The 21,498-nt window shown below is 74.9% G+C and carries 21 protein-coding genes and 2 pseudogenes; 13 read left to right on the top strand and 10 right to left on the bottom strand.

Features of this window, described 5'->3' with window-relative positions:
• Positions 1 to 10: 10 nt before the first annotated feature.
• The 3 genes and pseudogenes from ACQPYN_RS10180 to ACQPYN_RS10170 form a co-directional block, all read right to left on the bottom strand.
• Positions 11 to 1,012, bottom strand: a pseudogene (locus tag ACQPYN_RS10180) (methionine synthase).
• Between the two features lie 840 nt (positions 1,013 to 1,852).
• Positions 1,853 to 1,921, bottom strand: a pseudogene (locus tag ACQPYN_RS10175) (hypothetical protein); the annotation flags it as partial.
• Positions 1,922 to 2,099: 178 nt separating this feature from the next.
• Positions 2,100 to 2,255 carry a hypothetical protein gene (locus tag ACQPYN_RS10170; RefSeq protein ID WP_433036460.1) on the bottom strand — a complete coding sequence of 52 codons (156 nt, stop codon included), beginning with the start codon at positions 2,253 to 2,255 and terminating at the stop codon, positions 2,100 to 2,102.
• Between the two features lie 92 nt (positions 2,256 to 2,347).
• On the opposite strand from ACQPYN_RS10170, the gene ACQPYN_RS10165 reads away from it, so the two are divergent.
• Complete coding sequence (locus ACQPYN_RS10165) at positions 2,348 to 3,217, top strand: 3-methyladenine DNA glycosylase (RefSeq protein ID WP_433036458.1); 870 nt, start codon at positions 2,348 to 2,350, stop codon at positions 3,215 to 3,217.
• On the opposite strand, the gene ACQPYN_RS10160 is transcribed toward ACQPYN_RS10165, so the two are convergent.
• Together ACQPYN_RS10160 and mrf are read right to left on the bottom strand one after the other, a co-directional pair.
• On the bottom strand, positions 3,198 to 3,572 hold the full coding sequence (locus tag ACQPYN_RS10160; protein WP_433036456.1) for a hypothetical protein: 375 nt from the start codon (positions 3,570 to 3,572) through the stop codon (positions 3,198 to 3,200). The genes ACQPYN_RS10165 and ACQPYN_RS10160 overlap by 20 nt on opposite strands.
• On the bottom strand, positions 3,569 to 4,876 hold the full coding sequence (mrf, locus tag ACQPYN_RS10155; protein WP_433036454.1) for a ribosome hibernation factor-recruiting GTPase MRF: 1,308 nt from the start codon (positions 4,874 to 4,876) through the stop codon (positions 3,569 to 3,571). The genes ACQPYN_RS10160 and mrf overlap by 4 nt, the downstream gene beginning before the upstream one ends.
• A 59-nt stretch (positions 4,877 to 4,935) precedes the next feature.
• Here mrf and rpmG point away from each other — a divergent pair, with 59 nt between their 5' ends.
• The 3 genes from rpmG to ykgO are packed head-to-tail and all read left to right on the top strand — an operon-like array spanning position 4,936 to position 5,599.
• Positions 4,936 to 5,100: a 50S ribosomal protein L33 gene (gene rpmG / locus ACQPYN_RS10150; protein ID WP_274189482.1), complete on the top strand. Its 165-nt coding sequence runs from the start codon at positions 4,936 to 4,938 to the stop codon at positions 5,098 to 5,100.
• A gap of 55 nt (positions 5,101 to 5,155) precedes the next feature.
• The gene (gene rpsN / locus ACQPYN_RS10145; protein ID WP_433036452.1) at positions 5,156 to 5,449 is read left to right on the top strand and encodes a 30S ribosomal protein S14; all 294 of its coding nucleotides are present in this window, start codon (positions 5,156 to 5,158) and stop codon (positions 5,447 to 5,449) included.
• Positions 5,450 to 5,476: 27 nt separating this feature from the next.
• Positions 5,477 to 5,599 carry a type B 50S ribosomal protein L36 gene (gene ykgO, locus ACQPYN_RS10140; protein WP_274193297.1) on the top strand — a complete coding sequence of 41 codons (123 nt, stop codon included), beginning with the start codon at positions 5,477 to 5,479 and terminating at the stop codon, positions 5,597 to 5,599.
• Here the strand turns inward: ykgO and ACQPYN_RS10135 are convergent.
• Together ACQPYN_RS10135 and ACQPYN_RS10130 are read right to left on the bottom strand one after the other, a co-directional pair.
• Complete coding sequence (locus ACQPYN_RS10135; protein WP_433036450.1) at positions 5,590 to 5,883, bottom strand: hypothetical protein; 294 nt, start codon at positions 5,881 to 5,883, stop codon at positions 5,590 to 5,592. The two genes, ykgO and ACQPYN_RS10135, sit on opposite strands and share 10 nt — an antisense overlap.
• Before the next feature lie 16 nt (positions 5,884 to 5,899).
• A complete protein-coding gene (locus tag ACQPYN_RS10130) occupies positions 5,900 to 7,204 on the bottom strand; it encodes a DUF222 domain-containing protein (protein WP_433036448.1) in 1,305 nt (434 codons plus the stop codon).
• A 246-nt stretch (positions 7,205 to 7,450) separates the two neighbouring features.
• On the opposite strand from ACQPYN_RS10130, the gene ACQPYN_RS10125 reads away from it, so the two are divergent.
• Together ACQPYN_RS10125 and ACQPYN_RS10120 are read left to right on the top strand one after the other, a co-directional pair.
• The gene (locus ACQPYN_RS10125) at positions 7,451 to 8,371 is read left to right on the top strand and encodes a helix-turn-helix domain-containing protein (protein ID WP_433036446.1); all 921 of its coding nucleotides are present in this window, start codon (positions 7,451 to 7,453) and stop codon (positions 8,369 to 8,371) included.
• A 97-nt stretch (positions 8,372 to 8,468) separates the two neighbouring features.
• On the top strand, positions 8,469 to 9,695 hold the full coding sequence (locus tag ACQPYN_RS10120) for an acyl-CoA dehydrogenase family protein (RefSeq protein ID WP_433036444.1): 1,227 nt from the start codon (positions 8,469 to 8,471) through the stop codon (positions 9,693 to 9,695).
• On the opposite strand, the gene ACQPYN_RS10115 is transcribed toward ACQPYN_RS10120, so the two are convergent.
• Positions 9,692 to 10,222: a PadR family transcriptional regulator gene (locus ACQPYN_RS10115; protein ID WP_433036442.1), complete on the bottom strand. Its 531-nt coding sequence runs from the start codon at positions 10,220 to 10,222 to the stop codon at positions 9,692 to 9,694. The genes ACQPYN_RS10120 and ACQPYN_RS10115 overlap by 4 nt on opposite strands.
• Before the next feature lie 97 nt (positions 10,223 to 10,319).
• Between ACQPYN_RS10115 and ACQPYN_RS10110 the strand changes: the two genes are divergently transcribed.
• From ACQPYN_RS10110 to ACQPYN_RS10090, 5 genes are read left to right on the top strand one after another with little or no spacing between them, the layout of a single operon-like run.
• Complete coding sequence (locus tag ACQPYN_RS10110) at positions 10,320 to 11,852, top strand: class I adenylate-forming enzyme family protein (protein WP_433036440.1); 1,533 nt, start codon at positions 10,320 to 10,322, stop codon at positions 11,850 to 11,852.
• The gene (locus ACQPYN_RS10105; RefSeq protein WP_433036438.1) at positions 11,852 to 14,251 is read left to right on the top strand and encodes a xanthine dehydrogenase family protein molybdopterin-binding subunit; all 2,400 of its coding nucleotides are present in this window, start codon (positions 11,852 to 11,854) and stop codon (positions 14,249 to 14,251) included. The genes ACQPYN_RS10110 and ACQPYN_RS10105 overlap by 1 nt, the downstream gene beginning before the upstream one ends.
• Positions 14,242 to 15,021 (top strand): enoyl-CoA hydratase/isomerase family protein, encoded by a 780-nt coding sequence (locus ACQPYN_RS10100; RefSeq protein WP_433036436.1) that lies wholly within the window; start codon positions 14,242 to 14,244, stop codon positions 15,019 to 15,021. Before ACQPYN_RS10105 ends, ACQPYN_RS10100 begins: the two co-directional genes overlap by 10 nt.
• Before the next feature lies 1 nt (position 15,022).
• On the top strand, positions 15,023 to 15,865 hold the full coding sequence (locus ACQPYN_RS10095; RefSeq protein ID WP_433036434.1) for an FAD binding domain-containing protein: 843 nt from the start codon (positions 15,023 to 15,025) through the stop codon (positions 15,863 to 15,865).
• Positions 15,862 to 17,058, top strand: a complete 1,197-nt coding sequence (locus ACQPYN_RS10090) for a xanthine dehydrogenase family Fe-S subunit (protein ID WP_433036432.1) — start codon at positions 15,862 to 15,864, stop codon at positions 17,056 to 17,058. Before ACQPYN_RS10095 ends, ACQPYN_RS10090 begins: the two co-directional genes overlap by 4 nt.
• A 21-nt stretch (positions 17,059 to 17,079) precedes the next feature.
• Here ACQPYN_RS10090 and ACQPYN_RS10085 read toward each other — a convergent pair whose 3' ends face one another.
• Positions 17,080 to 17,313 carry a hypothetical protein gene (locus tag ACQPYN_RS10085; protein ID WP_433036430.1) on the bottom strand — a complete coding sequence of 78 codons (234 nt, stop codon included), beginning with the start codon at positions 17,311 to 17,313 and terminating at the stop codon, positions 17,080 to 17,082.
• Positions 17,310 to 18,284, bottom strand: a complete 975-nt coding sequence (locus tag ACQPYN_RS10080; RefSeq protein ID WP_433036428.1) for a hydantoinase B/oxoprolinase family protein — start codon at positions 18,282 to 18,284, stop codon at positions 17,310 to 17,312. Before ACQPYN_RS10080 ends, ACQPYN_RS10085 begins: the two co-directional genes overlap by 4 nt.
• A gap of 17 nt (positions 18,285 to 18,301) precedes the next feature.
• Here ACQPYN_RS10080 and ACQPYN_RS10075 point away from each other — a divergent pair, with 17 nt between their 5' ends.
• Together ACQPYN_RS10075 and ACQPYN_RS10070 are read left to right on the top strand one after the other, a co-directional pair.
• A complete protein-coding gene (locus ACQPYN_RS10075) occupies positions 18,302 to 20,605 on the top strand; it encodes a xanthine dehydrogenase family protein molybdopterin-binding subunit (RefSeq protein ID WP_433036426.1) in 2,304 nt (767 codons plus the stop codon).
• Entirely contained in the window at positions 20,602 to 21,495 is an 894-nt protein-coding gene (locus tag ACQPYN_RS10070) for a cyclase family protein (RefSeq protein ID WP_433036424.1), read from the top strand. Before ACQPYN_RS10075 ends, ACQPYN_RS10070 begins: the two co-directional genes overlap by 4 nt.
• The last annotated feature ends 3 nt before the right edge of the window (positions 21,496 to 21,498 follow it).

The following is a 21,498-nucleotide window of genomic DNA, read 5'->3' as shown; positions in this document are numbered from 1 at the left end:
GCCCGCGCGGTCACCAGCTCGCGGGTGGGTCGACGAACGCGCGGGCGAGCTCGACGGTCGTGCCCGTCGCCGTCCGGGCCCACCGCGGGCTCGCGCCGGCCAGCCCGCACGTCGGGGTGACGACGGCCCGGTCGGCGAGGCGCGCGCGGTCGAAGCCGAGGCGGTCGGCCAGCCCGAGCGCGGGCATCGCGAGGTCGTGCAGGGCCGGCGGCGCGTCGGGGTCGGTCGACGGGACGATGCCGAGCCAGAGCTCGGTGCCGGCCTCCCAGAGCTCGCCCAGGGCGTCGAGGACGTCCTTCGGGGCGTCCGCGCCACCGAGCGCCCCCAGGTCGACGGCCACCGCGTCGGCCCCGACCGCGCCGAGCAGCGCCAACGGCGGCGTGGGGTGGCAGCAGTGCACGACCACCTGCGCCGCGCCCGCCTCCCGCGCCGCGGCGACCGTGTCCGCCAGCAGGGCGCGGGCCTCGCCCCCGGCACCGCGCCGACGGTGCCGTAGCCGGACGGGGTGCGCAGCGAGCCCGCGAGGACGGCGGGCAGGGTCGGCTCGTCGATCTGGACGACGACGGGGGCGTCGGCCCGCCGGCCGAGCTCCGCGACGTGGACCCGGAGGCCCTCGGCGAGGCTCGCGGCGAACTCGGTGACGGCGCCGCGGTCGGTGAGCACGCGGTGCCCGGAGTGCAGCTCCACGCCGGCGGTGAGCGTCCACGGCCCCGCGACCTGGCACTTCACCGCGACCGGGGTCGCGCCCGCCTCGCCCAGCGCCTCGTCGAGGGCGTCGACGTCGCGGGCGAGCAGCTCGACCCCGCGCCGGTGGTCGCCGCCGGGCCGGCGCACGACCCGGTAGCCCGACGGCCAGACCTCGGTGGCGATGTCGACCAGGAGGGCCGCGGTGCGCCCGATCATGTCGGCGCCGACGCCGCGAGCGGGCAGCTCGGGCACGTGGGGCAGGCCGGGAGCTCGCCGACCACCGTCCGCGCGACCTCCCGGGGTCGGTGCCGGGCCACGAGCCCAGGCCGGTGGCGCGGTCGCCGGGCTGCGGCTCGCGGGGGCGCTGGTCACCGCGGTGTCGGTCGGCTCGATCGTCTCGCTCACGTCCCCAGCGTCCTCCCCGGCGGGCGGCCGTGCGTCGCGCGGGCCGGGCCCGTTCCGCGCGAAGGGCACCGTCGGCCGAATAGAGGGGCGAGGGACGCCCTTCGCCAGTCGACTCAGCGACCGCCGCCGCCCACCCGGGCGAGGTCCGCGGCCGGCGGCGGCCAGCCGACGCCGAGGCTCGCCGCCAGCCCGGCGACGCCGTCGTCGGTGACCCGCAGCGCCCGGTGGCCGGGGTGGAACGCAGCCAGCCGTCCGCGTCGAAGCGCGCCAGGAGCCCCTCGGCGAGCGGGCCGGCGAGGTGGTGGCGCTGCTCGGTCCAGTCGACGCAGCAGCGCACGGCGGTGAGGCCCGCGGGCACCGGGACGCCGAGCCGCGCGAGCCCGTCGCGGCCGGCGTCGGTGAGGCGGTAGGCGCCGTCCTCGGGGAGGCGACCGGGCAGCTGGTGCCCGGCGCGCTCCGTCGGGTCGACGGTGCCGTCGGAGCCCTCGATCCAGGCGCGCTCGCGCAGGGCGTCGGTGACGGCGACGCCGAGGCGCCCGGCCAGGTGGTCGTAGCAGCGGCGCGCCATCCGCAGGGCGTGCGCGCGCGTCCCCTCGCGCAGCGACCGGACGGGGCGGGCCGGCGCGATCCGTCCGAGGACCTCCACGAGCCGGGCGACCTCGGGGCCGGCGAGCCGGTAGTAGCGGTACTTCCCGGTGGCCACGACCTCGGTGAGCCCGCGCGCGGTCAGCCGCGCGAGGTGCCCGCTGGCGGTCGACGGGGCGACCCCCGCCTCGGACGCCAGGACGCTCGCCGGCAGCGCCCGGCCGTCCGCGAGCGCCAGCAGCATGCGGCAGCGGCTGCGGTCGGCGAGCAGCTCGCCGACCGCGGCCATGTCGACGTCTCCGCTGGTCTGGGTGCCTCCGGTTTGGGTGCCTCTGGTCTGGGTGTCTCCGGTGTGGGTGCCTCCGGTCATGCCCCGACCGTAGGAGCGCGACGCTGCGGTATGGGCCGAAGCGAGGCCGGCGTCAGCGTTCGTCGTCCTCCACGAGGTGCTCGACCTCGCTCGCCTTCCCGGCGGGCAGGACCTCGGAGGGGTCCGGCTGGTCGGGGTCCACGGGCGTGCCCCTCAGTGGCGCAGCGTCCGGGACGACGGTGGAGCGGTCGGTGGGCTGGTCGGTCATCGGTGACCTCCTGGAGTGGCGGACCTCTGTGGGTTACCCACGTCACACCCCGGTCGACCGCCTGGATCGATGCGGCCGCCACCGCTGGCAGCATGGGCGACGTGGTCGAGGTGCTGGCGGAACGGGCGTGGCGGGCGCGGGCGGACGCGCACGCCGCCCGGGCCGACGCCTTGACCGCCGGGCACCGGGCGCGGAAGGCGCGGGGCGAGAGCCACCCCGTCGAGGACTTCCTCTACACCTACTACCCCACCCGCCCCTCGCGGCTGCGCCGTTGGCACCCGGGGGCGGGGATCGTGCTCGTGGGCGCCGGCGAGCGCGCCGGTTGGCGGCACTACGTCGCGGAGGACGAGGGCGTCCGCGTCGACGACGCGACCCTGCTCCGCGAGCGGGCCGCCACCGTCGACTTCGTCGCCGGGCTGCTGCGGGCCACCGCGGACCGGGCGCCCCAGCTCGGGTGCTTCGGCCTGCACGAGTGGGCGATGGTGCACCGCGACGACGCCACACGGCACCCCGTCGCGCTGCGGCTCGGGGCGGCGGGCACCGACGAGGTCGTCGAGACCCACCGGATCCGCTGCTCCCACTTCGACGCCTACCGCTTCTTCACGCCCACGGCCGCGCCGCGCAACACCCTGCGCCCGACGCGGGAGAGCCAGGTCGAGCTCGAGCAGCCGGGGTGCCTGCACGCCGGGATGGACCTCTACAAGTGGGCTGACAAGCTCGGCCCGCTCGTGCCCGGCGAGCTCCTGCTCGACGCGTTCACCCTCGCCCGCGACATCCGCGAGCTCGACATGCGCGCTTCGCCCTACGACCTCGCCGACCTCGGCTACGCGCCGGTGCGCATCGAGACGCCCGAGGGCAAGGCCGCCTACGTCGACGCCCAGCGCGCCTTCGCCGAGCGGGGCGGGGTGCTGCGCAGGCGGCTGCTCGACGTCCTCGATCCCCTCAGTGCCACGGTGGGCTGACCGCGTCGAGGTGCGGCGGCAGCGGGTCGGCAGCGCCCGCGGCCAGCCAGGAGCACAGGTCGTCGACGTCGGCCGTCTCGTGCAACGGACCGGCCATCACCGCCGGGCGCGTGGGCGTGCGCTCGTGGTCGCAGGGCTGCACCAGGACGAGGGCACCGGCGCCCACGGACGCGGTGCCGTGGCCGCACGCCGTCGCGGTGAGGCAGGACGCGCGCACGAGCACCCCGTGCGGGCAGCGGCGCACCGCGCCCCGGAGGGCGTCGCCGACGGCCTCGGCGTCCGGCGCCGGGCGCTGGTGGTGGGGACAGCCCGCCGCGCCGCAGTGCACGGCGGTGAAGCCGACGGTGTCGCTCATCCCCACCCCTCGCCCCGACGGCTCTCGACGCCGGTGTCGAGGTCGGTGTCGAGGTCGGTGTCGAGGTCGGGGCACGGGTCGGTGTGCCGGTGCTCGAACGGGTCGGGGAGGCGACGCCAGGCGAGCTCGCCGAGGGCCAGCTCCTCGTCGGTGAGCAGCGCGGCGTCGAGGGCCTCGACGAGCCCCGCCGGGTCGGCGTCGTGCACGAGGGCCACGAGCTGCTGCTCGCGGTCGCCCCAGCGCTCGTGCCAGGACAGGGACGCGGCGGCGCGACGCTCGTCGTCGGCGTCGTCCCACGCCGTCGGGTCGGCGGCGAACCAGGGGCCCGCGACGCCGATCTGCAGCGCGCCGCCGGCGGACTCGACCCACAGCACGTGCTCGGGCTGCGAGGCCACCCACACCCGGCCGCGGACCCGGATGGTGCCGTGCAGGAGGACGTCGAACGCCGCGTGCAGGCGCTCGGGGTGGAACGGACGCCGGTGGCCGACGTGCAGCAACGAGACCCCGGCGTCGCGCGCCAGGGGCGGCTGCCCGCGCAGGAGCGACACGTGCGCGTCGTCGGCGGCGCCCCGGCGGGCGTCGCCGGACAGGTCGTGGAGCAGGTCGTCGAGTCGTGCGGCGATGTCGGCAGCGCGCCCTTCCCCCGGATCGTCGACCACCGTGACCTGACGGCCCCGCGGCGCGAGCCGGGCGAGCACGGCGTCGAGCCGGACGCGGTCCCAGGCGCCGGCACAGCGCCCGCCGACGACCAGGACGTCGGCGAACTCGGCCTGTCCCACCACGATCTGCGCGACCGTGCGCTCGTCGTCGGCGGTGAGGGCGAGCCCCCGCTCGACCAGCGCGTCGTCGCTGCCCGCGTCGTCGAGCCAGCGCGCGGCGTCGAGCACGGCGACCACACCGCGCAGGGAGTACAGGTCGGTGACCGGGCCGTCGAGCCCCTCGGGGACCAGGCCGTGCAGGGCCTCGCACGTCGCCTCGACCTCCACGCCCGGGTCGAGCAGCAGCACCACCTGCGCCACGTCCGGGTCGCGGGCGAGACGGACCAGCAGCGGCAGCAGGTCCTCGCGCAGCGTGCAGGACACGCAGGCGTGGGCCAGCTCGAGCATCGCGACGTGCTCGCCGTCGTTCTCCACGATCTGCCGGCGCACCACGCCCTCACCCAGCGCGCGCATGTCGTGGGTGACGAGCACGGCCGTCCCCGTGTGCCGCGCGCGCAGCGCCGCCGCGACGCCCGCCGCGGACCTCCGGTCCACGCCGCACACCACGGTCAGCTCGGTCGGCTCGGTCTCCGGACCCGCGGGCATAGAGCTCCCTCCGTCTGCGTTAACGTGAACGATAATCATTCTCAAGTAGGAGGCAAGCGGTGGCCCGCAACGACATCCGTCCGATCGTCAAGCTCCGCTCGACGGCCGGGACGGGCACGACCTACGTGACCCGCAAGAACCGCCGGAACGACCCCGACCGCCTCGTGCTCAGCAAGTACGACCCGCGCGTGCGCCGGCACGTCGACTTCCGCGAGGAGCGATGAGCCGCCGCGTCGACGCCGTCGTGGCGCGCCCGCGCGCGGCCGGGGAGCGTGTCTGATGGCGAAGAAGTCGAAGATCGCCGCGAACGAGCGGCGCAAGGCGGTCGTCGCCCGGTTCGCGCCGCGGCGGGCCGAGCTCGTCGCGACGATCAGGCACCCGGCGACGTCCGACGAGGAGCGCGCGTCGGCCCGGCGCGAGCTCGACGCCCAGCCGCGCGACGCGAGCGCCACGCGCATCCGGAACCGCGACGCCGTGGACGGCCGCCCGCGGGGCTTCCTGCGCGCCTTCGGGCTCTCGCGGGTGCGGATGCGCGAGTACGCCCACGCCGGCTACCTGCCGGGCGTGACCTAGTCCAGCTGGTGACCTGAGGAGGTCGACATGAAGGTCCGCGCATCACTGAAGGCCCTCAAGCAGAAGCCGGGATCGAGCGTCGTGCGCCGTCACGGGCGGGTCCTGGTGATCAACAAGAAGAACCCGCAGTGGAAGGCCCGTCAGGGCTGATCCGGTTCTCCGGTGTCGGTGACCCGCAGCAGCAGGGCGATCAGCGCGTCCGCGTGCAGATGCCCGCCGCTGCGGGGCCGCACCCCCCGTCGCTCGTCGTCGGCACGAAGCTCGTCGGCGACGGTCTCGAGCGCGCGGACGAGCGGGTCCGAGAGCTCGGGCGGCACCTCGCCGACGAGCTCGAGCGACCCGTCCTCGTGGCGGTGCGTGCTCATGTGCGCGAGCGCCTCGCGCAGCACGGAGCGCGGCTCGCCGGCCACCAGGTCGGCGTGGGGTGTCGTCATGTCGGCCTCTCTCGATCTACAGGGGAACGCGGGGTCGTCCGCCGGGGCGGGGTTGCTGGTCGGGGTCGATCCAGGCCGGCGGGGTGAACCACGGGAGTCCGTCCCGGATCTCGACGGTCCAGTGCCCGGCGTGGATGAGTTGGTGGTGGAAGCGGCAGAGCAGCACCAGGTTGTCCAGGCAGGTCGACCCACCGTGGAACCAGTAACGGATGTGGTGGGCGTGGCAGCGCCGGGGTGCTCGGTCGCAGCTGGGGAAGGCGCAGCCACCGTCGCGGATGTTGAGCGCCCGGCGGATCGCATCGGTGACGGTGCGCTGCAGCCGCCCGACGTCCAGCGGCTCCGAGCGGGACCCGAGGACCACCGGAACGACCTCGGCATCGCACGCCCACCGCCGCACCGTGCGCGGGTCGACCAGTGCCTCGGAGCCCAGCACCCCGTGACCGGTGGCGAGCTGCAGCCACCGCAGATCCATCGTGATCGTCAACAGGGCCCGCCCCGGACGCTCCGGACGGCCCTTCTCCTGTCCGGGACGGCGGGGCGCCGGGATCGGTGCGTCATCGTCCGACCCCGGCTGCTCGTCGCCGACGCCGGCCGCGACTCCCCCGGGCCGCTGCGCGCCCTCGACGACGTCCTTGAGCGCGTCAGCACGACGCCGCGCGAGGCTGCGGGTGTCGTCGGGTCCGCAGGGCTCTGCGAGCGGATCGATGGCCCCGAGGAACACGTCGCCGTCCACCGGATCGTTCAGCCGGCCCTTGAACTCCAACCGACCGTCCTTGCGGCGCACCACGTGCAGCTCGTCCCGGCAGTCGTCCCCGTCGGGCGGCGCGGCGCCGTCCGGATCGAACGTCGCCACCAACCGGGTCGCGGCCCGCTGCAGCATCCGTGGAGGCAACCTGGTGGCCTCGCCGGCCAGGAACCGCTCCGCAGCCACCCAGTCCTCCACCGACACGGTCTCGAGGCGTCCCAGACGTTCCATCGTGGTGCGGATGATCGCGATGTGGCCCGGTCCGACCTCGCCCTCCGCGGCCACGGCGGCGGTGCACGGCAGACGTGGCGACACCAGCTCCCCCGACAGGGAGCGGCGTGGCGTGAGATCGGCGGCCTCCTCGGCCAGCCGGGTGGCCTCGTGCGCATCGAGGGTGCTCAGGTCCTGCAGCAGGCGCCGGGTGGCGCGGTCCCCGGTCTGCTGGGCCACACCGAGGGTCTCGAGCTCGGCGATGTCCTCGAGCAGGCGGTACTGCGCGGCGCGCAACGCGACCATCCGCGTGCGGGCGCGGTCGAGCGCCTCCCGCTCCCCCACCCCCAGCACGCGTTCGCTCATGTGTTCGATCCTAGGACCGACCCCTGACAGCCAGGGCCGGAACGGCGAGACCGCCGACGAGAGATTCTCGAGGGGCACGTTCGGCAGCCCCGCCGGTCCGACGGTCATGCGCAACGTGCCCGTCGTCGTCGGAACCGTCGCCGTCGCAGCCGTTCCGCCACGGCTCGGGTGCTGGGTACCGTCCTCCGGGAGCCCGTCGCGCCGGATCGAGCCGCCGCGCGGGATCGCCACGAGGGACGGTGGGTCGTGGGCGTCTGGGACATCGCGGCCCTGCCCGAGCGGGAGCAGTTCAGCTACTGGCACGAGGTCATCTGCCAGGCCTTCGTGCCGCTGACGCCCCACCGGACGCTGGACGAGGAGGGCTTCGCCGCGAAGGTCGAGACCCGTCGCCTCGCGGGGATGAACCGGGCCCGGCTGCGCTCCCGCCCCCAGCGCACCGACCACGGGCCGCGCGAGGTGGCACGGACCGACGGCGCGTACTACTTCGTCAACCTCCAGCTCGCGGGCCGCTGCATCACCACCGTCGAGGGCCGCACCACCCTCGTCCGGCGCGGCGAGATCGTCGTCGTCGACACCGCCGAGCCCTACTTCTTCCACCTCGACCGGCCCTGGCAGATGCTCTCCTTCCGGGTGCCGCACGCCGCCCTCGACGCCGCCCTGCGCGGACGGCGTCCGGAGCTCGGCCGGCCCGTGACCGCGACCGGGGCCGGCGCGGCGGTGCGCGCCCTGATGCCCGCCCTCTGGTCGCTCGACGCCGCCACTCCCGGCGCCGGCGAGCTCGTCGACTCCTTCGCCACCGCCGTCGCCGCGAGCACCACGAGCACCACGAGTGCCGAGACGAGCACCCCCACCGGCGTCACCCGCGCCGCGGTCCTCGCCCACGTGGAGCGCCACCTCGGCGACCGCGACCTCACCGTCGCGGGCGTGTGCCGCCGCTTCGCGATCTCCCCGCGGACGCTGCACAACCTGTTCGCCGACGCGGACACCTCGTTCGCCGCCACGGTGCGGAACCTCCGCCTCGAGCGGGCCGCGGCGGCGCTGGCGGACCCCGGCACCGCGGCGACCGTGCTCGAGATCGCCGCGACGCACGGCTTCGACGACCCCACGGCGTTCAGCCGCGCGTTCCGCCGCCGCTTCGGGGTGTCGCCGCGGGAGATCCGCCCCTGAACGCCGGTGCACGAACGGCACGGCACCGCTGCACGCACGGCCGAGACGGCGACCTCCCGGGAGCCCAGGCTGGAGACCCCGCACCCGAGGAGTCCCCATGGCCGTGTCGTTCCTGCTGAGCCCCGAGCAAGAGCAGCTCAAGGCCGCGGCACGCGGCTTCGCCGAGGAGCACCTGCGCGGCCTCGCCGCCGCGGTGCGCGCCGAGCCGGACCCGCTGACCCGGGCGATGCTGGCTCGCCCGGTGATCGAGAAGGCGGTCGGGCTGGGCTTCCTCAAGGGCCTGGTCCCGGCACCGTTCGGCGGCTCGGCGTCCAGCGGTGTGGACGCGGCGATCTTCATCGAGGAGTGGGCGGTGCACAGCCCCGACCTCACGATCTCCCTGGCCGGCCCGCTCATCGCGCTCGCGCCCGTCTACGAGGCCGGGACGCCGGAGCAGATCCGGCGCTTCGTCGCGCCGTTCCTCGCCGACTCCGGCGCGCCGCTGGCGGCGATGGCCTTCAGCGAGCCCGAGGGCAGCGCCAACTTCGACGCGCCCACCGGCACGCGCACGACGGCGACGCCCGACGGGGACCACTACGTGATCAACGGCCGCAAGGCCTGGGCGTCCCACCTCTCGGGCTGGGACGGCGACGGCCCCGACCTCATGACCATCGTCTGCCGGGCCCCGGGCGGCGTCTCGCTGATCGTCGCCGAGCGCGAGCACCTGGCCGGGCACATCGAGGTCGAGGAGCACTACGACCTGCCGGGCCTGCGCGGGTGCCTGACGTCCCGGGTCCGCCTGCACGACGTGCGGGTGCCGCGCGCCAACCTCCTCGGCGCCGAGGGCCAGGGCGTGGCCCTGACCCGCAACGCCTTCCTGCCCAGCGGCGCGTCCATCGGCATCTTCGCCGTCGCCGCCATGCGCGGGGCCTTCGACCTCGCCCTGCGCTTCGCCACCACCGAGACCCGCGGCGGCGCCGTCCCGATCATCGACCACCAGGCGGTGTCCGACGTCCTCGCCGACGCCAAGGGGAAGATCGAGGCCGTCCGCCTCCTGACCTGGCGCGCCCTCGACGCCGTCATGTCCCAGCACCCCGCGGCGCCCGAGCTGGCCCTGCACGCCAAGGTCTTCGGCTCCGAGACCGGCGTGGAGGTGCTCAACGACCTGGTCAAGCTGGTCGGGGTGACGGCGTACGACGAGGCGTTCCCGATCGTCGAGTACCTCCACGAGGCGCTCGCCTACCCGGTGATCGAGGGCAGCAACATCGGCGTGCGGCGTCGTCAGCTCCAGGACCTCCTGCGCACGCCGGGCTACGACCCGCTCGCCGCGTCCGGGATGACCTAGCCGACCTCGTCGAGCAGCGCCGACCAGAAACGCAGCGCGGCGTGCTCCATCTCGAGCCCGAGGCGCAGGGTGATCATGCGCTTGGCGACGGCGTCGAGGTCGGCGTAGCGCGCCTGCATGTCCTCGTAGACCGCGATCCGGTCGCGGTGCGCGGCCACCTGCTCGCGTGCGAGCCGGGCGACGTCGCCCGGCTCGCCGACCTCGTTGAAGAACAGCTTGAGCTCGGCGATGTCGCGCATCTGGAAGTGCTCGGGCGTCGGCTCGGCGAGCCACGCGCGCAGTTCCTCCCGCCCGGCGTCCGTGAGGCGGAACGTGCGCCGACGGCGACCCTGCGCCTCGGTCTCGGCGTCGAGCAGGCCGAGCTCGACGAGCCGCTGCGGCTCGGAGTAGAGCTGGGCGTGCGGGAAGTGCCAGAAGTAGCCGATGGACCGCCCGACGGCCCGCTTGAGGTCGTAGGACGTCGACGGGCCGCGGAGCGCGATCGTGCCGAGCACGACGTACGAGGTCGGGGACAGCCGGTCGGCCACGAGCACGGAGCGTACCGATCCTTGCCCTCTCAGCATACGTGCCATACCGTCCGAAACGGATCGTATGCGCCGGAGCATGATCGGGAGGCGAGCTCCGATGGACCTCGCGACGGCCTGGGCCTGGGCGGTCGAGCGCCATCCGACGCGTCGCGCCGTCGGCGGGCCGCGACCGATGACCTACGCCGAGTGGGACGCCCGCACCGCCCGCCTCGCCCACGCGCTGACCGACCTCGGCGTCCGGCCCGGCGACCGGGTCGCCCTGGTGCTGATCGGCGGCGAGCCCGCGGCGTCGCTGCACCTCGCGCTCCAGCGGCTCGGGGCGATCGCGGCGCCCCTGTCCCACCGGTTCGGCCCGCCGGAGCTGGCGCACTGCCTGGCCGACGCCGCCCCCGCGCTCGTCGTGAGCGAGCCCGCCACCGCCGAGGCGACGGCGACGGCCCTCGCCGACGAGCGCATCCGTCCCGTGACCCACCTCGACCTCGACGAGCTCGAGCGCCGGGCCGCCGACCGGTCCGACGCCGCCCCGCTCGTGACGCCGGGCCCCGACGACCTCAGCGTCATGCTCTTCACCTCCGGCACCACCGGCCGGCCGAAGGGCGTCCCGCGCACCCACCGCGCGGAGCACGCCGCGGCCGTCGCGCACCTCGTGCAGACCGGCCAGCGCTCCGGCGAGGTGGCGCTCGGCGTGATGCCGCTGTTCCACACCATGGGCCTGCGCACGCTGCTCGCCACCGTCCTGGTGGGCGGCACGTGGGTGCCCCAGGCCCGGTTCGACGCCGCCGAGGCCGCCGAGCTCATCGTCCGGGAGCGGATCAGCTCGCTCTACCTCGTCCCGACGATGTTCTGGTCACTGCTGCGCGACGCCGACCCTGCCCGACTCGCGGGCGTCCGGCGGCTCGCCTACGCGGGCGCGGCGATGGCGCCGGTGCTGGCCCAGCAGCTCACCGAGGCCGTCGCCCCGGAGACGTTCGTCAACCACTTCGGCTCCACCGAGATCTACACGTTCACCATCGGCCCGGACGTCGCGGCGAAGCCGGGCTGCGCGGGCCGGCCGGGGATGTTCAGCCGGGTCCGTCTCGTCGACCCGTCGCCCGGGGCCTCCCCCGACGCCGAGGTCGCCGCGGGCGAGCCGGGGCAGGTGGCCGTGTCGATGGCGAGCCCGGAGGCCTTCGCCGGCTACTGGATGCGGCCCGACGCCACCGAGCGGGCGGTCCGAGACGGCTGGTACTTCACCGGCGACCTCGCCTTGGCCGACGACGACGGCGACCTTTGGGTCTCCGGGCGCGTCGACGACATGATCAACACAGGTGGGGAGAACGTGTATCCCGACGAGATCGAGGCGGCGCTCGTGTGCTGCCCGGCGGTCGCCGACGTCGTCGTGGTCGGCCTCCCCGACGAGCGCTGGGGCCAGGCGGTCACGGCGTTCGTCGTCCCGGCCGCCGACGTCGCCCCCGGCGAGGCCGTCGCCGCGACGGACGCCTGGGCCCGCCGGATCCTGCCCTCGCTGCGACGCCCCAAGCGCGTGGTCGCCGTCGACGCCGTGCCCCGCTCCGCAGTGGGCAAGACGCTGCGCCGCGTGCTCGTCGACGGGGACTTCGTCGCCCTCGCAGACACGGCCGGAGCCGCGTGATGACCTGGACGCCCGCCCGCGACGAGGACGCCGCCCTGGTCAGCGGCGCCGGCCGTTTCGTCGACGACCTCGACCCGCTGCCCGGGACCCTGGTGGCGGCGATCGTGCGCAGCCCGCACCCGCACGCCCGCATCCGGGGCGTCGACCTCACCCGGGCCCGCGCGCACCCCGGCGTCGCCGCGGTGATCGGCCCCGAGGAGATCGGCGCGGCGGTGCGCCCGTTCCCCCTGTCCACGTCGACGCCCATGCCGTACCTGCCCAGCGCCGTCGACACCGCGCGCTACGTCGGCGAGCCCGTCGCGGTGGTCGTCGCGGGCGACCGCTACGTCGCCGAGGACGCCGCCGAGCTCGTCGAGGTCGACTACGAGCCGCTCGACGTCGTCGTCGACACCCGCGCGGCCCTCGAGCCCGGGGCGGTCCTGCTGCACCCGGAGGCGGGCACCAACGTCGCCACCGACCGCACGTTCTCGTTCGGGGCGGTCGACGACGTCTTCGCGCGCGCGGACCACGTCGTGCACGGCGAGTACACCTTCCCGCGCTACTCCTCGGTGCCGATGGAGTGCTACGGCGTCGTGGCGCAGTGGCGCGAGGAGTCCGAGGGCCCCGCCGTCGAGTGCTGGGCGAACTTCCACGGCCCGTTCACGATGGTGCCGGTGGCGGCCGGGTCGCTCGGCGTGCCGGTGTCGCGGTTCCGGCTGCACGTGCCGGCCGACATCGGCGGCAGCTTCGGCATCAAGTCGGGCATCTACCCCTACGTCGTGCTGATGGCGCTGGCGTCGAAGCACGCCGGGCGCCCGGTGCGCTGGACCGAGGACCGGTCCGAGCACCTGCTGGCCAGCTCGTCGGGCGCGGGGCGGGCGATGGCGTTCTCCGCCGCCGTGTCCCGCGACGGGGCCGTCGAGGCGTTGCGGGTGGACCTCGTCGACGACGTCGGCGCCTACCTGCGCCCTCCGGAGCCGAGCACGCTCTACCGCTGCTTCGGCAACATCACCGGCGCGTACGACGTCCCGGCGGTGGCGATCCGGGCGCGCGCCGCCGTCACCAACCGGGCGCCGACGGGCCTCAACCGCGGCTTCGGCGGCCAGCAGCTCTACTTCGGTCTCGAGCGCCTGATGGACGCGGTCGCCGCGCGCACCGGGCTCGACGTCGCCGAGGTCCGTCGCCGCAACCTCGTGCGCGCGTTCCCGCACCGCACCCCGACCGGCGGGCTCTACGACTCCGGCGACTACCCGGCCGCGCTGGACCTGCTGCTCGCCAAGGGCGGGTACGACGAGCTGCGCGCCCGCCAGGAGAGCGCCCGGGCCGAGGGCGCGTACTACGGCGTCGGGCTGGCGCTGGTCGTCGATCCGTCGGGCACCAACATCGGCTACGTCGGGCTCGCGACCCCGGCGTCGGAGCGCAAGCCGGGGCGGGACAAGTCCGGCTCGACCGAGATCGTGCGTGCCTCGGTGGACCTGCAGGGCGTCGTGACGGTGCTGCTCGGCTCGGTCCCGCAGGGTCAGGGGCACGCCACCGTGGCCCGGCGCGTGGCCGCGCGGCGGCTGGGCCTGCCGGTCGAGCAGGTGCGCGCGGTGGTCGACATGGACACCGCCTCCACGCCGTGGACGGTGACCTCGGGCAGCTACTCCTCGCGGTTCGCGCCGCTGGTCACGAGCGCCGTGGTCGCCGCGGTGGACCGGCTCGCGGAGACCGTGCGCGCCGGGGCCTCGGTCCTGCTCGGCGTCGACCCGGCCGGGCTGGAGCTGGCGGACGGCTCCGTGCGCGACCCGTCGTCCGGGGCGTCGTGCCTCTTCCGGCACGCGGCCGGGGTCGTGCACTGGGACCCCGGGTCGCTGCCGGCGGGGGCGCCCGCGCGGCTGGCGACCGAGGGCGAGTTCGTGCCGCCCGAGGCCGTCGCGGCGACCGCGGAGGACCGGATCAACTCGTCGCTCTGCTACGGCTTCGTCGCGGAGATGGTCGGCGTGCGCATCGACCCCGACACCCTGCTCGTCACCCTGGACCGGGTCGCGACGGTGCACGACGCGGGCACGGTGCTCGACCCGGTGCTGATCGAGGGCCAGGTGCTCGGCGCGCTCGTCCACGGGCTCGGCGGCGCCGCGTACGAGGAGTTCCGCTACTCCCCCGCCGGCCAGCCGACCTCGGCGACGTTCCTGGACTACCTCTGCCCGACCAGCGCCGAGACGGCGTTCGAGCTGGTCTCCGATCACATCTCGTCCCCCTCCCCGCTCACACCACTGGGCGCCAAGGGGTGCGGCGAAGGGAGCTCCATGAGCCTGCCCGTGGCCTACGCCAACGCCGTCGCGGACGCCCTCGCGCCCGCCGGCGTCACGATCGACTCGCTGCCCCTGCACGGCGAGGTCGTCCACCAACTCCTGAGAGGAGACGTCTCATGGCGCTGACCGGTGGCGAGGTGCGGCTCGAGCGGTCGCACGACGGGCGGGTCGCGGAGGTGACCCTGTCCCACGGGCGCTACACGGTGATCACCTGGGAGATGCGCCAGCTGATGGCGGAGCGCTTCGCCGAGATCGACCGCGACCACGACGTGCGGGTGGTGGTCATCCGCTCCGACGGTGAGCACTTCTCCTCCGGCGGCGACATCGCGGGGTTCATGGAGGTTGACCCCGTCGACTTCACCGACCTCGGGCACAACGTGACGGCCCCGGCGCGCAGCACCAAGCCGGTGGTCGTCGCCGTCGACGGCTACTGCTTCGGCGTCGGTCTCGAGCTCGCGCTGTCCTGCGACATCCGCCTGGCGACCGAGCGCAGCCGCTTCGCCCTGCCCGAGATGAACCTCGGCATGATCCCCGGCTCCGGCGGCACGCAGCGCCTGTCCCGGCTGATCGGGCTCTCGCGCGCGAAGCACCACATCATGACCGCGCGACGCATCACGGGGCAGGAGGCCGCCGACTGGGGCGTCGTCGCCGAGCTCCACCCCGACCGCGCGGCGCTGGACGAGGCGACCGAGGCCCTGGTCACCACGCTGCTCGGCTTCTCCCCGATGGCGCTGCGCTCGGCCAAGGAGGTGCTCGACCGCGGGATCGACGCGCCGCTCTACTCGGGCATCGAGCTCGAGCGCAAGGCCTACGCGATGCTGCGCGCGAGCCACGACTTCGCCGAGGGCGTGGCGGCGTTCGGCGAGAAGCGCACGCCGTCGTTCACCGGGCGCTGAGATGAAGGCCGCACCCTTCGCCTACCACCGGCCGGACTCGGTGGACGAGGCCGTGGACGCGCTGGCCGGCGGGGACGCCAAGGTGCTCGCCGGCGGGCAGTCGCTGGTCCCGGTGCTCGCGATGCGCCTCGGGCGGCCCGGGACGCTCGTCGACATCACCCGGCTGCCCGGGCTGGAGGACCTGGAGGTCACGGGCGGGGTCCTGCGGATCGGCGCGGCCGTGCGCCAGCGCACGGTGGAGCGGTCCGAGGCCGCGCGGGCGGTCCCGCTGATCGGGCGCGCGATGCCCTTCGTCGGCCACCGCGAGCTGCGCAGTCGCGGCACCGTCTGCGGCAGCCTCGCCCACGCCGACCCGGCCGCCGAGCTCCCCGCGGTCGCCGCCTGCCTCGACGCGACCGTCGTGCTCCGCGGGCCGCGCGGCACGCGGCAGGTCCCGGCGCGCGAGCTCGTCGTCGGCGCGATGACCACCACGGCGGGCCCGGACGAGCTGATCACCGAGGCGCGCTTCCCGACGGCGGCGCCTGGGGACGGGTTCGGCTTCGCCGAGATCGCGCGACGCCACGGCGACTACGCGCTGGCCGGGGTGGCCGTGCACGTGCGCCGCGAGGGCGGGGCGACGCTCGCCGCGTTCGGGGTCTCCGACCGCCCCGTGGTGCGCGACGTGACGGCGCTGCTCGGGACCGACCCGACCGAGGCCGGGCTGCGTCCGTCGACCGACGCCCTGGCCGACGAGATCGTCGACACCGCCGGCGACTCCCACGGCTCGCGCGGCTATCGGGCCCGCCTGCTCGGTGTGCTCGCCGCGCGGGAACTGGTCCGCGCGTACCGGGAGGCGCACGCATGAGGGTCGAGGCGGACGGCACCGTCGACGTGAGCATGACCGTCAACGGGCGCGAGGTGACGCTCGCCGTGGCACCGCGCACGACGCTCTCCGACGTCCTGCGCGACCGGCTCGGGCTCACCGGCACGCACGTCGGGTGCGAGCACGGGGTGTGCGGGATGTGCACGGTCCTGCTCGACGGCGAGGCGGTGCGCGCGTGCCTGCTGTTCGCCGTGCAGTGCGACGGCGCCTCGCTGACCACGGTCGAGGGCCTGGGCTCCGCCGACGATCAGCACCCCCTCCAGCAGTCGTTCTCCCACCACCACGCGCTGCAGTGCGGGTTCTGCACTCCCGGGATGCTCATGAGCTCCTACGACCTGCTCGCGGGCGGCACCTACTCCCCCGACACGCTGGCCGAGGACATGTCCGGCGTGCTCTGCCGCTGCACCGGCTACCGGGGGATCCTCGCCGCGGTGGCCGACGTCGCGGAGACGCACCCCGACGGCGTCCCGCCACCCCGCGCCGCCGTGCCGCCGGTGCTCGTCGGTCGCACCGGCGGTGCAAGCCCTGCGTCCTCGCTTGCGGTGAACGCCAGGAAATCCGCTTCGTCGGACACCTCGCTGGCCGGGACCGCTGCCGACACCCCGCCGGAGATCACGCCGCCCACGGGTCCGCCGACCGCCACCGTCGACGTCCGCAGCGAGCTCGCGTCCGGGGTGGACGACGTGTGGGCCGTGCTCGCCGACTTCGACCGCCTCGCGGCCTGCCTGCCCGGCGCGGAGATGACCGCCGACCTCGGCGACGACCGCTACCGGGGCCGCGCGACCGTCGGCCTCGGGCCCGTGTCGCTGCGCTTCGACGGGCTCGCGCACGTCGTCGAGCACGACCCGGCGGCGCGCCGGATGCGGGTGCTCGCGCAGGGCATCGACCGCGGCGGCTCGAGCACGCAGGCCGTCATCCGGCTGGCCGCGGACCCGGCGGAGGGCGGCGGGACGGTGCTGTGGGCCGACGCCGACGTGCACCTGTCGGGGCGGGTCGCGCAGTTCGGCCGGGCGCTCGCGGGCGACGTCTCCCGCCGGCTGTTCGAGCAGTTCGCCGAGGCCGTCGACGAGGCCGCCCGCACCGGCGAGGCACCCACCACGAGGACGAGCCCGCTGCGGCTCGCCCTCGGCGCCCTGCTCGCCCGGATCCGCCGTCTGGTTCGGGCCCCCCGGTAGCCCGGCGGGCGCGGACGAGCGTCAGCGCAGGTGGACGCTGTACGGCACGTAGCTGAAGCCGAACGGCGTCGGGCTGGGTTCGCGGCGCAGCACGTGCAGGCAGTCGGTGCAGCGCGCGACGAGGCACCAGCCGGTCACCTCGAGCAGCGGGTAGCCCTGCACCGCCGTGCCCCCGCACGACGGGCACATCTCGTCGAGGTCGGTCCGCGTCACGGTGAGCTCCGGCTCCTCGGGCCGGCCGAACAGCATGGTCACGAGCCGTCCCCCGTCGTCGGACCCCGGCGCGCGGCGTCTCCCCGCAGCGCCTCCGTCGCCTCGCGGTCCACGGTCAGCTCGTCGGGCCCCTCGTCGACGTCGCCCAGGATCACCACGCCGTAGTCGACGCGGGCGCCGTCCTGCGTCACGAAGCCGTCGCGCACGTCGCGCAGGACCGCCTCCGGGTCGCGGGTGAACGCCGCTCCCCAGCCCCCGGCCCCCGGCGTGCGCACGCGCAGGAGCGTCCCCGGGGTGGCGGCGATGTCGGCGTTGCCGGAGTGCCACCGTCCCTCGTACGGCGCCGCGGCCGCCCCCGAGTCGGTGAAGTACCCGCCCAGCGGGCGGACGTCCTCGTCGGACGAGTGCAGCCACCGGGCGGCGTCGGAGCCCCCGTCCGGCTCCCCGATCCAGGCCCCGCCGGGGCGACCGGCGACCCCGCCGTCCGCACCCCAGGGAAGGATCCGCAGGTGCAGGAGCATCGGGTACACGTCGGCGTCACCGACGAGCATCCGGTCGTAGACGACGCCCGCACCGCCGCGGTGCGCGCCGGGTCCGGCGGTGTCGGCGACGAACTCCTTGCGCAGGACGACGATGGGGTGGTCCTCCTCGATCGACTCGATCGACATGTCCATGAGGTTCTGCTGGCTCATCGAGACGAAGTTCTCGCCGTCGCCCTCCGCGGACGCCCCGAAGCCCCCGAGCGCCAGCATCGGCGCGACGAACAGCTTGCGCCCCGACCCGGTGGGGTCCTCCAGCACGACCGGGATCGACTGGGTCGCCGCGGCGAGGCGTTCCGCGACGCCGTCGCCCGCGTTGCGCCGGGGACCGGACGGCGGGGCCGCGGTGCTGCCGGTCATCAACAGGCCCATGTTCGACCCGTAGTGCCCGCCGAAGCCGGACCCCGGCGGAGCACCGGAGATGATCGCCTTGGTGACGGCGTTGAACACCGCCTCGGCCGCGTCGAAGTACATCGTCGTCGCCGCCCGGGATGCTGCACGGCGCGGTGCTGCGCAGCCCGCACGCACACGCCCGCATCCTCTCGATCGACACGTCGGAGGCCGAGGCGCTGCCCGGCGTCGTCGTGGTGCTGACGGGCGCGACGGCCACCGAGTACGTCGACCCGATGCCGGCGTTCTGCGCCGAGCCGGTGGAGCAGCGCGCGATCGCCGTCGAGCGCGTGCGCTACCCCGGCGAGGCCGTCGCCGCCGTCGCGGCCACCGACCGCTACATCGCCGAGGACGCGTGCGCGCGGATCCGCGTCGAGTACGAGGTCCTGCCCGCCCTCGTCGACCCGGTCGCGGCGATGGAGCCGGGGGCGACGCGGGTGCACGAGACCCTGGACTCGAACGTCGTCTTCCACCGCAGCCTGGACTGGGGCGAGGTGGACGCCGACCTGACCCGGGCGCACACGATCGTGCGGTCGAGCGCGCGGTGGCACCGGATGGGGGCGCACCCGATCGAGACGGCCGGGGCGGTGGCCCACTGGGACCCGTTCGGCGAGTCGATGACGGTGTACTCCAACAGCAACTTCATCAACTTCCTGCCGTGGGCGTTCGCCGGGATCCTGCGGGTCTCGACGAACCGGCTGCGCATGATCCCGTGCACGGTCGGCGGCAGCTTCGGCAGCAAGCACCTGATCACCAAGGTCATCTCGATCACCGGTGCGCTCAGCAAGGCCTGCGGACGTCCCGTGCAGTACCTCGAGGACCGCGCCGACAACGTCGCGGCGAACGACAACGTCGGCTGTGACCGGATCTACGACGCGGAGCTGGCGCTGGCCGAGGACGGCGAGATGCTCGGCCTGGTGCTGCGGATCATCGACGACTACGGCGCCTACTTCCAGTTCGCGCACGGCCAGCACGGGAACGCGGTGGCCCAGCCCGTCGGCCCCTACCGGATCGGCAGCCTGCGCTACGACGTCTCGTGCGTGCTGACCAACAAGGTCCAGCAGGGCTTCTTCCGCGGCGCGGGCGCCGACCCGGGCAACTTCATCCTGGAACGCCTGGTCGACAAGGCCGCCCTCGAGATGGGCATCGACCGCGTCGAGCTACGTCGGCGGAACTTCATCCAGCCCGACCAGTTCCCGTACAAGATCCCCACGGGCAACATCTACGACAGCGGCGACTACGAGGCCGTCCTCGACCGCGCGCTCGAGATCGCCGGGCTCGACCAGTGGCGCACCGAGCAGGAGCGCCTGCGCGCCGAGGGCCGCTACCTCGGCATCGGCCTGGCGACCTGCCAGGAGCGCTCGGGCTACAACGCCTCGGAGTGGTGGTTCCTCTACGGCGACGAGGCACCGCTCCCGGCGACCAGCACCCCGGAGAGCTGCAAGATCGACGTCGACGCCATGGGCGGCGTCCGCGCGACGATCGGCTGCCCGCTGTGGGGCAACAGCCCCGAGACCGTCGTCGGTCAGGTCGTCGCCGAGGAGTTCGGCATCGACCCGTCCACCGTCTCGGTGGCCTACGCCGACTCCACGAGCGGCGCGATCTCGGCCGGGCCCGGCGGCAGCCGCGTGACGATCATGCTCTCGGGCGCGACCCGCGGCGCGGCGCGGACCGTCAAGGACAAGATGATCCGCGTCGCGGCGAGCGCCATGGAGATGGACGCCGAGGACGTCGAGTGCGTCGAGGGCGTCTTCCGCGCGAAGGGGGCGCCGGGCACGTCGATGACCATGGCCGAGGTCGGGATGCGGGCCCACCTGTTCAACGACGGCACGAGCAAGGCCGAGAGCAGCGGCCTCGTCGCGGTGCACACCTACGACCACCCGTACTTCACGCCGCCCACCGACGACCGCAGCGACCTGGGCGCCTTCTACCCGATGGTCTCCCACGCCTGCCACATCCCGATCGTCGAGGTCGACCCGGAGACGGGCGAGGTCACGCTGCGCGCCTACTACGTCGTCAACGACTGCGGCACCGTGATGAACCCGGCCCTGGTCGAGGGGCAGGTCGTCGGCGGGATCGTGCAGGGCATCGGCGCGGCGCTGATGGAGGAGTACCGCTACGGCGACACCGACGGGACGCTGGAGACCCCGACGCTGCGGGAGTACCTGCTCCCGAGCATGCACGAGGTCCCCGAGATCGTGCTCGAGCACCTCGAGACGCCCTCGCCGTTCACCACCTACGGGGTGAAGGGCGCCGGGGAGGGCGGCCGGCTGGTGGCCCCGACGGCGATCGCGAGCGCCGTCGACGACGCGCTGCGTCCCCTCGGGGTGTGGGTGGACGAGCTGCCCATGACGCCCGAGCGCGTGGTGGGGATGGTCGCCGACGCCCGGGAGGGCCGACGGTGAGCGTGGCCGACCCGGAACGCGGACCCGCGGCCTTCCGCCGCCCGGAGGAGATCCTCGCCGCGCTGGCACTGCCCACACGCGGCGAGGTCTTCTCGCTGGCGGTGCCGCGGTTCACCGACATGCCGCTGTTCGGCGCGCACCCGCCGTTCCGGGTGAGCATGGCGCGCACCCCGGGCGGGCTGCGCGCCGAGGGCGCCCAGCCGTGGGGTCCGCGCAACGGCGTCGGGTACGGGTACATGGCCGAGCTGCTCAGCGCGACGTCGCACAGCGGCGCCCACGTCGACGCGCTGGCCCACGTCACGATCGGCGACGACGACCACTGGTACGGCGGCGGCAACCCGCGCGAGCACCTCGGTGACAGCGGCCCGCGCCACGGCGACGCCTCGAAGCTGCCGCCCTTCGTCTCCCGCGGCGTCCTGCTCGACGTCCCGGGCCACCGCGGGGTGGACGCCCTGCCGCGGTCGTCGGTGGTGGACGCCGACGAGCTGGCGGCGGTCGCGGCGCACCAGGGCGTCGAGGTCCGGGCCGGCGACGTCGTGCTCATCCGCACCGGCTACCTCGGGCACTGGCCGGACACCGAGGCGATGACCCGCCACGCCACCGCAGGCCCCGACCTCTCCGCCGCCCGCTGGCTACTCGACCGCGGGGTCGTGGCCGCGGGCAGCGACACCGAGACCTTCGAGGTCCAGCCGCCCCCCGACTACGGCGACCCCGCCAACCCGCAGCCGGTCCACAGCCTGCTGCTCATCGAGCACGCGATCTATCTCTTCGAGTCCATCTACCTCGAGGAGCTCGCGAGGGCCGGAGCGTACGAGTTCCTCTTCGTGGCGCTCCCGCTCAAGATCCAGGGTGCGACCGGCTCGATGCTGGACCCGGTCGCGATCGTCTGATCG

Source organism: Actinomycetospora sp. CA-053990 (genome assembly GCF_050948445.1).
GTDB lineage: Bacteria > Actinomycetota > Actinomycetes > Mycobacteriales > Pseudonocardiaceae > Actinomycetospora > Actinomycetospora callitridis.
The sequence above is the reverse complement of the archived record's forward strand: the minus strand, read 5'-3'. Positions and strand labels throughout refer to the sequence as shown.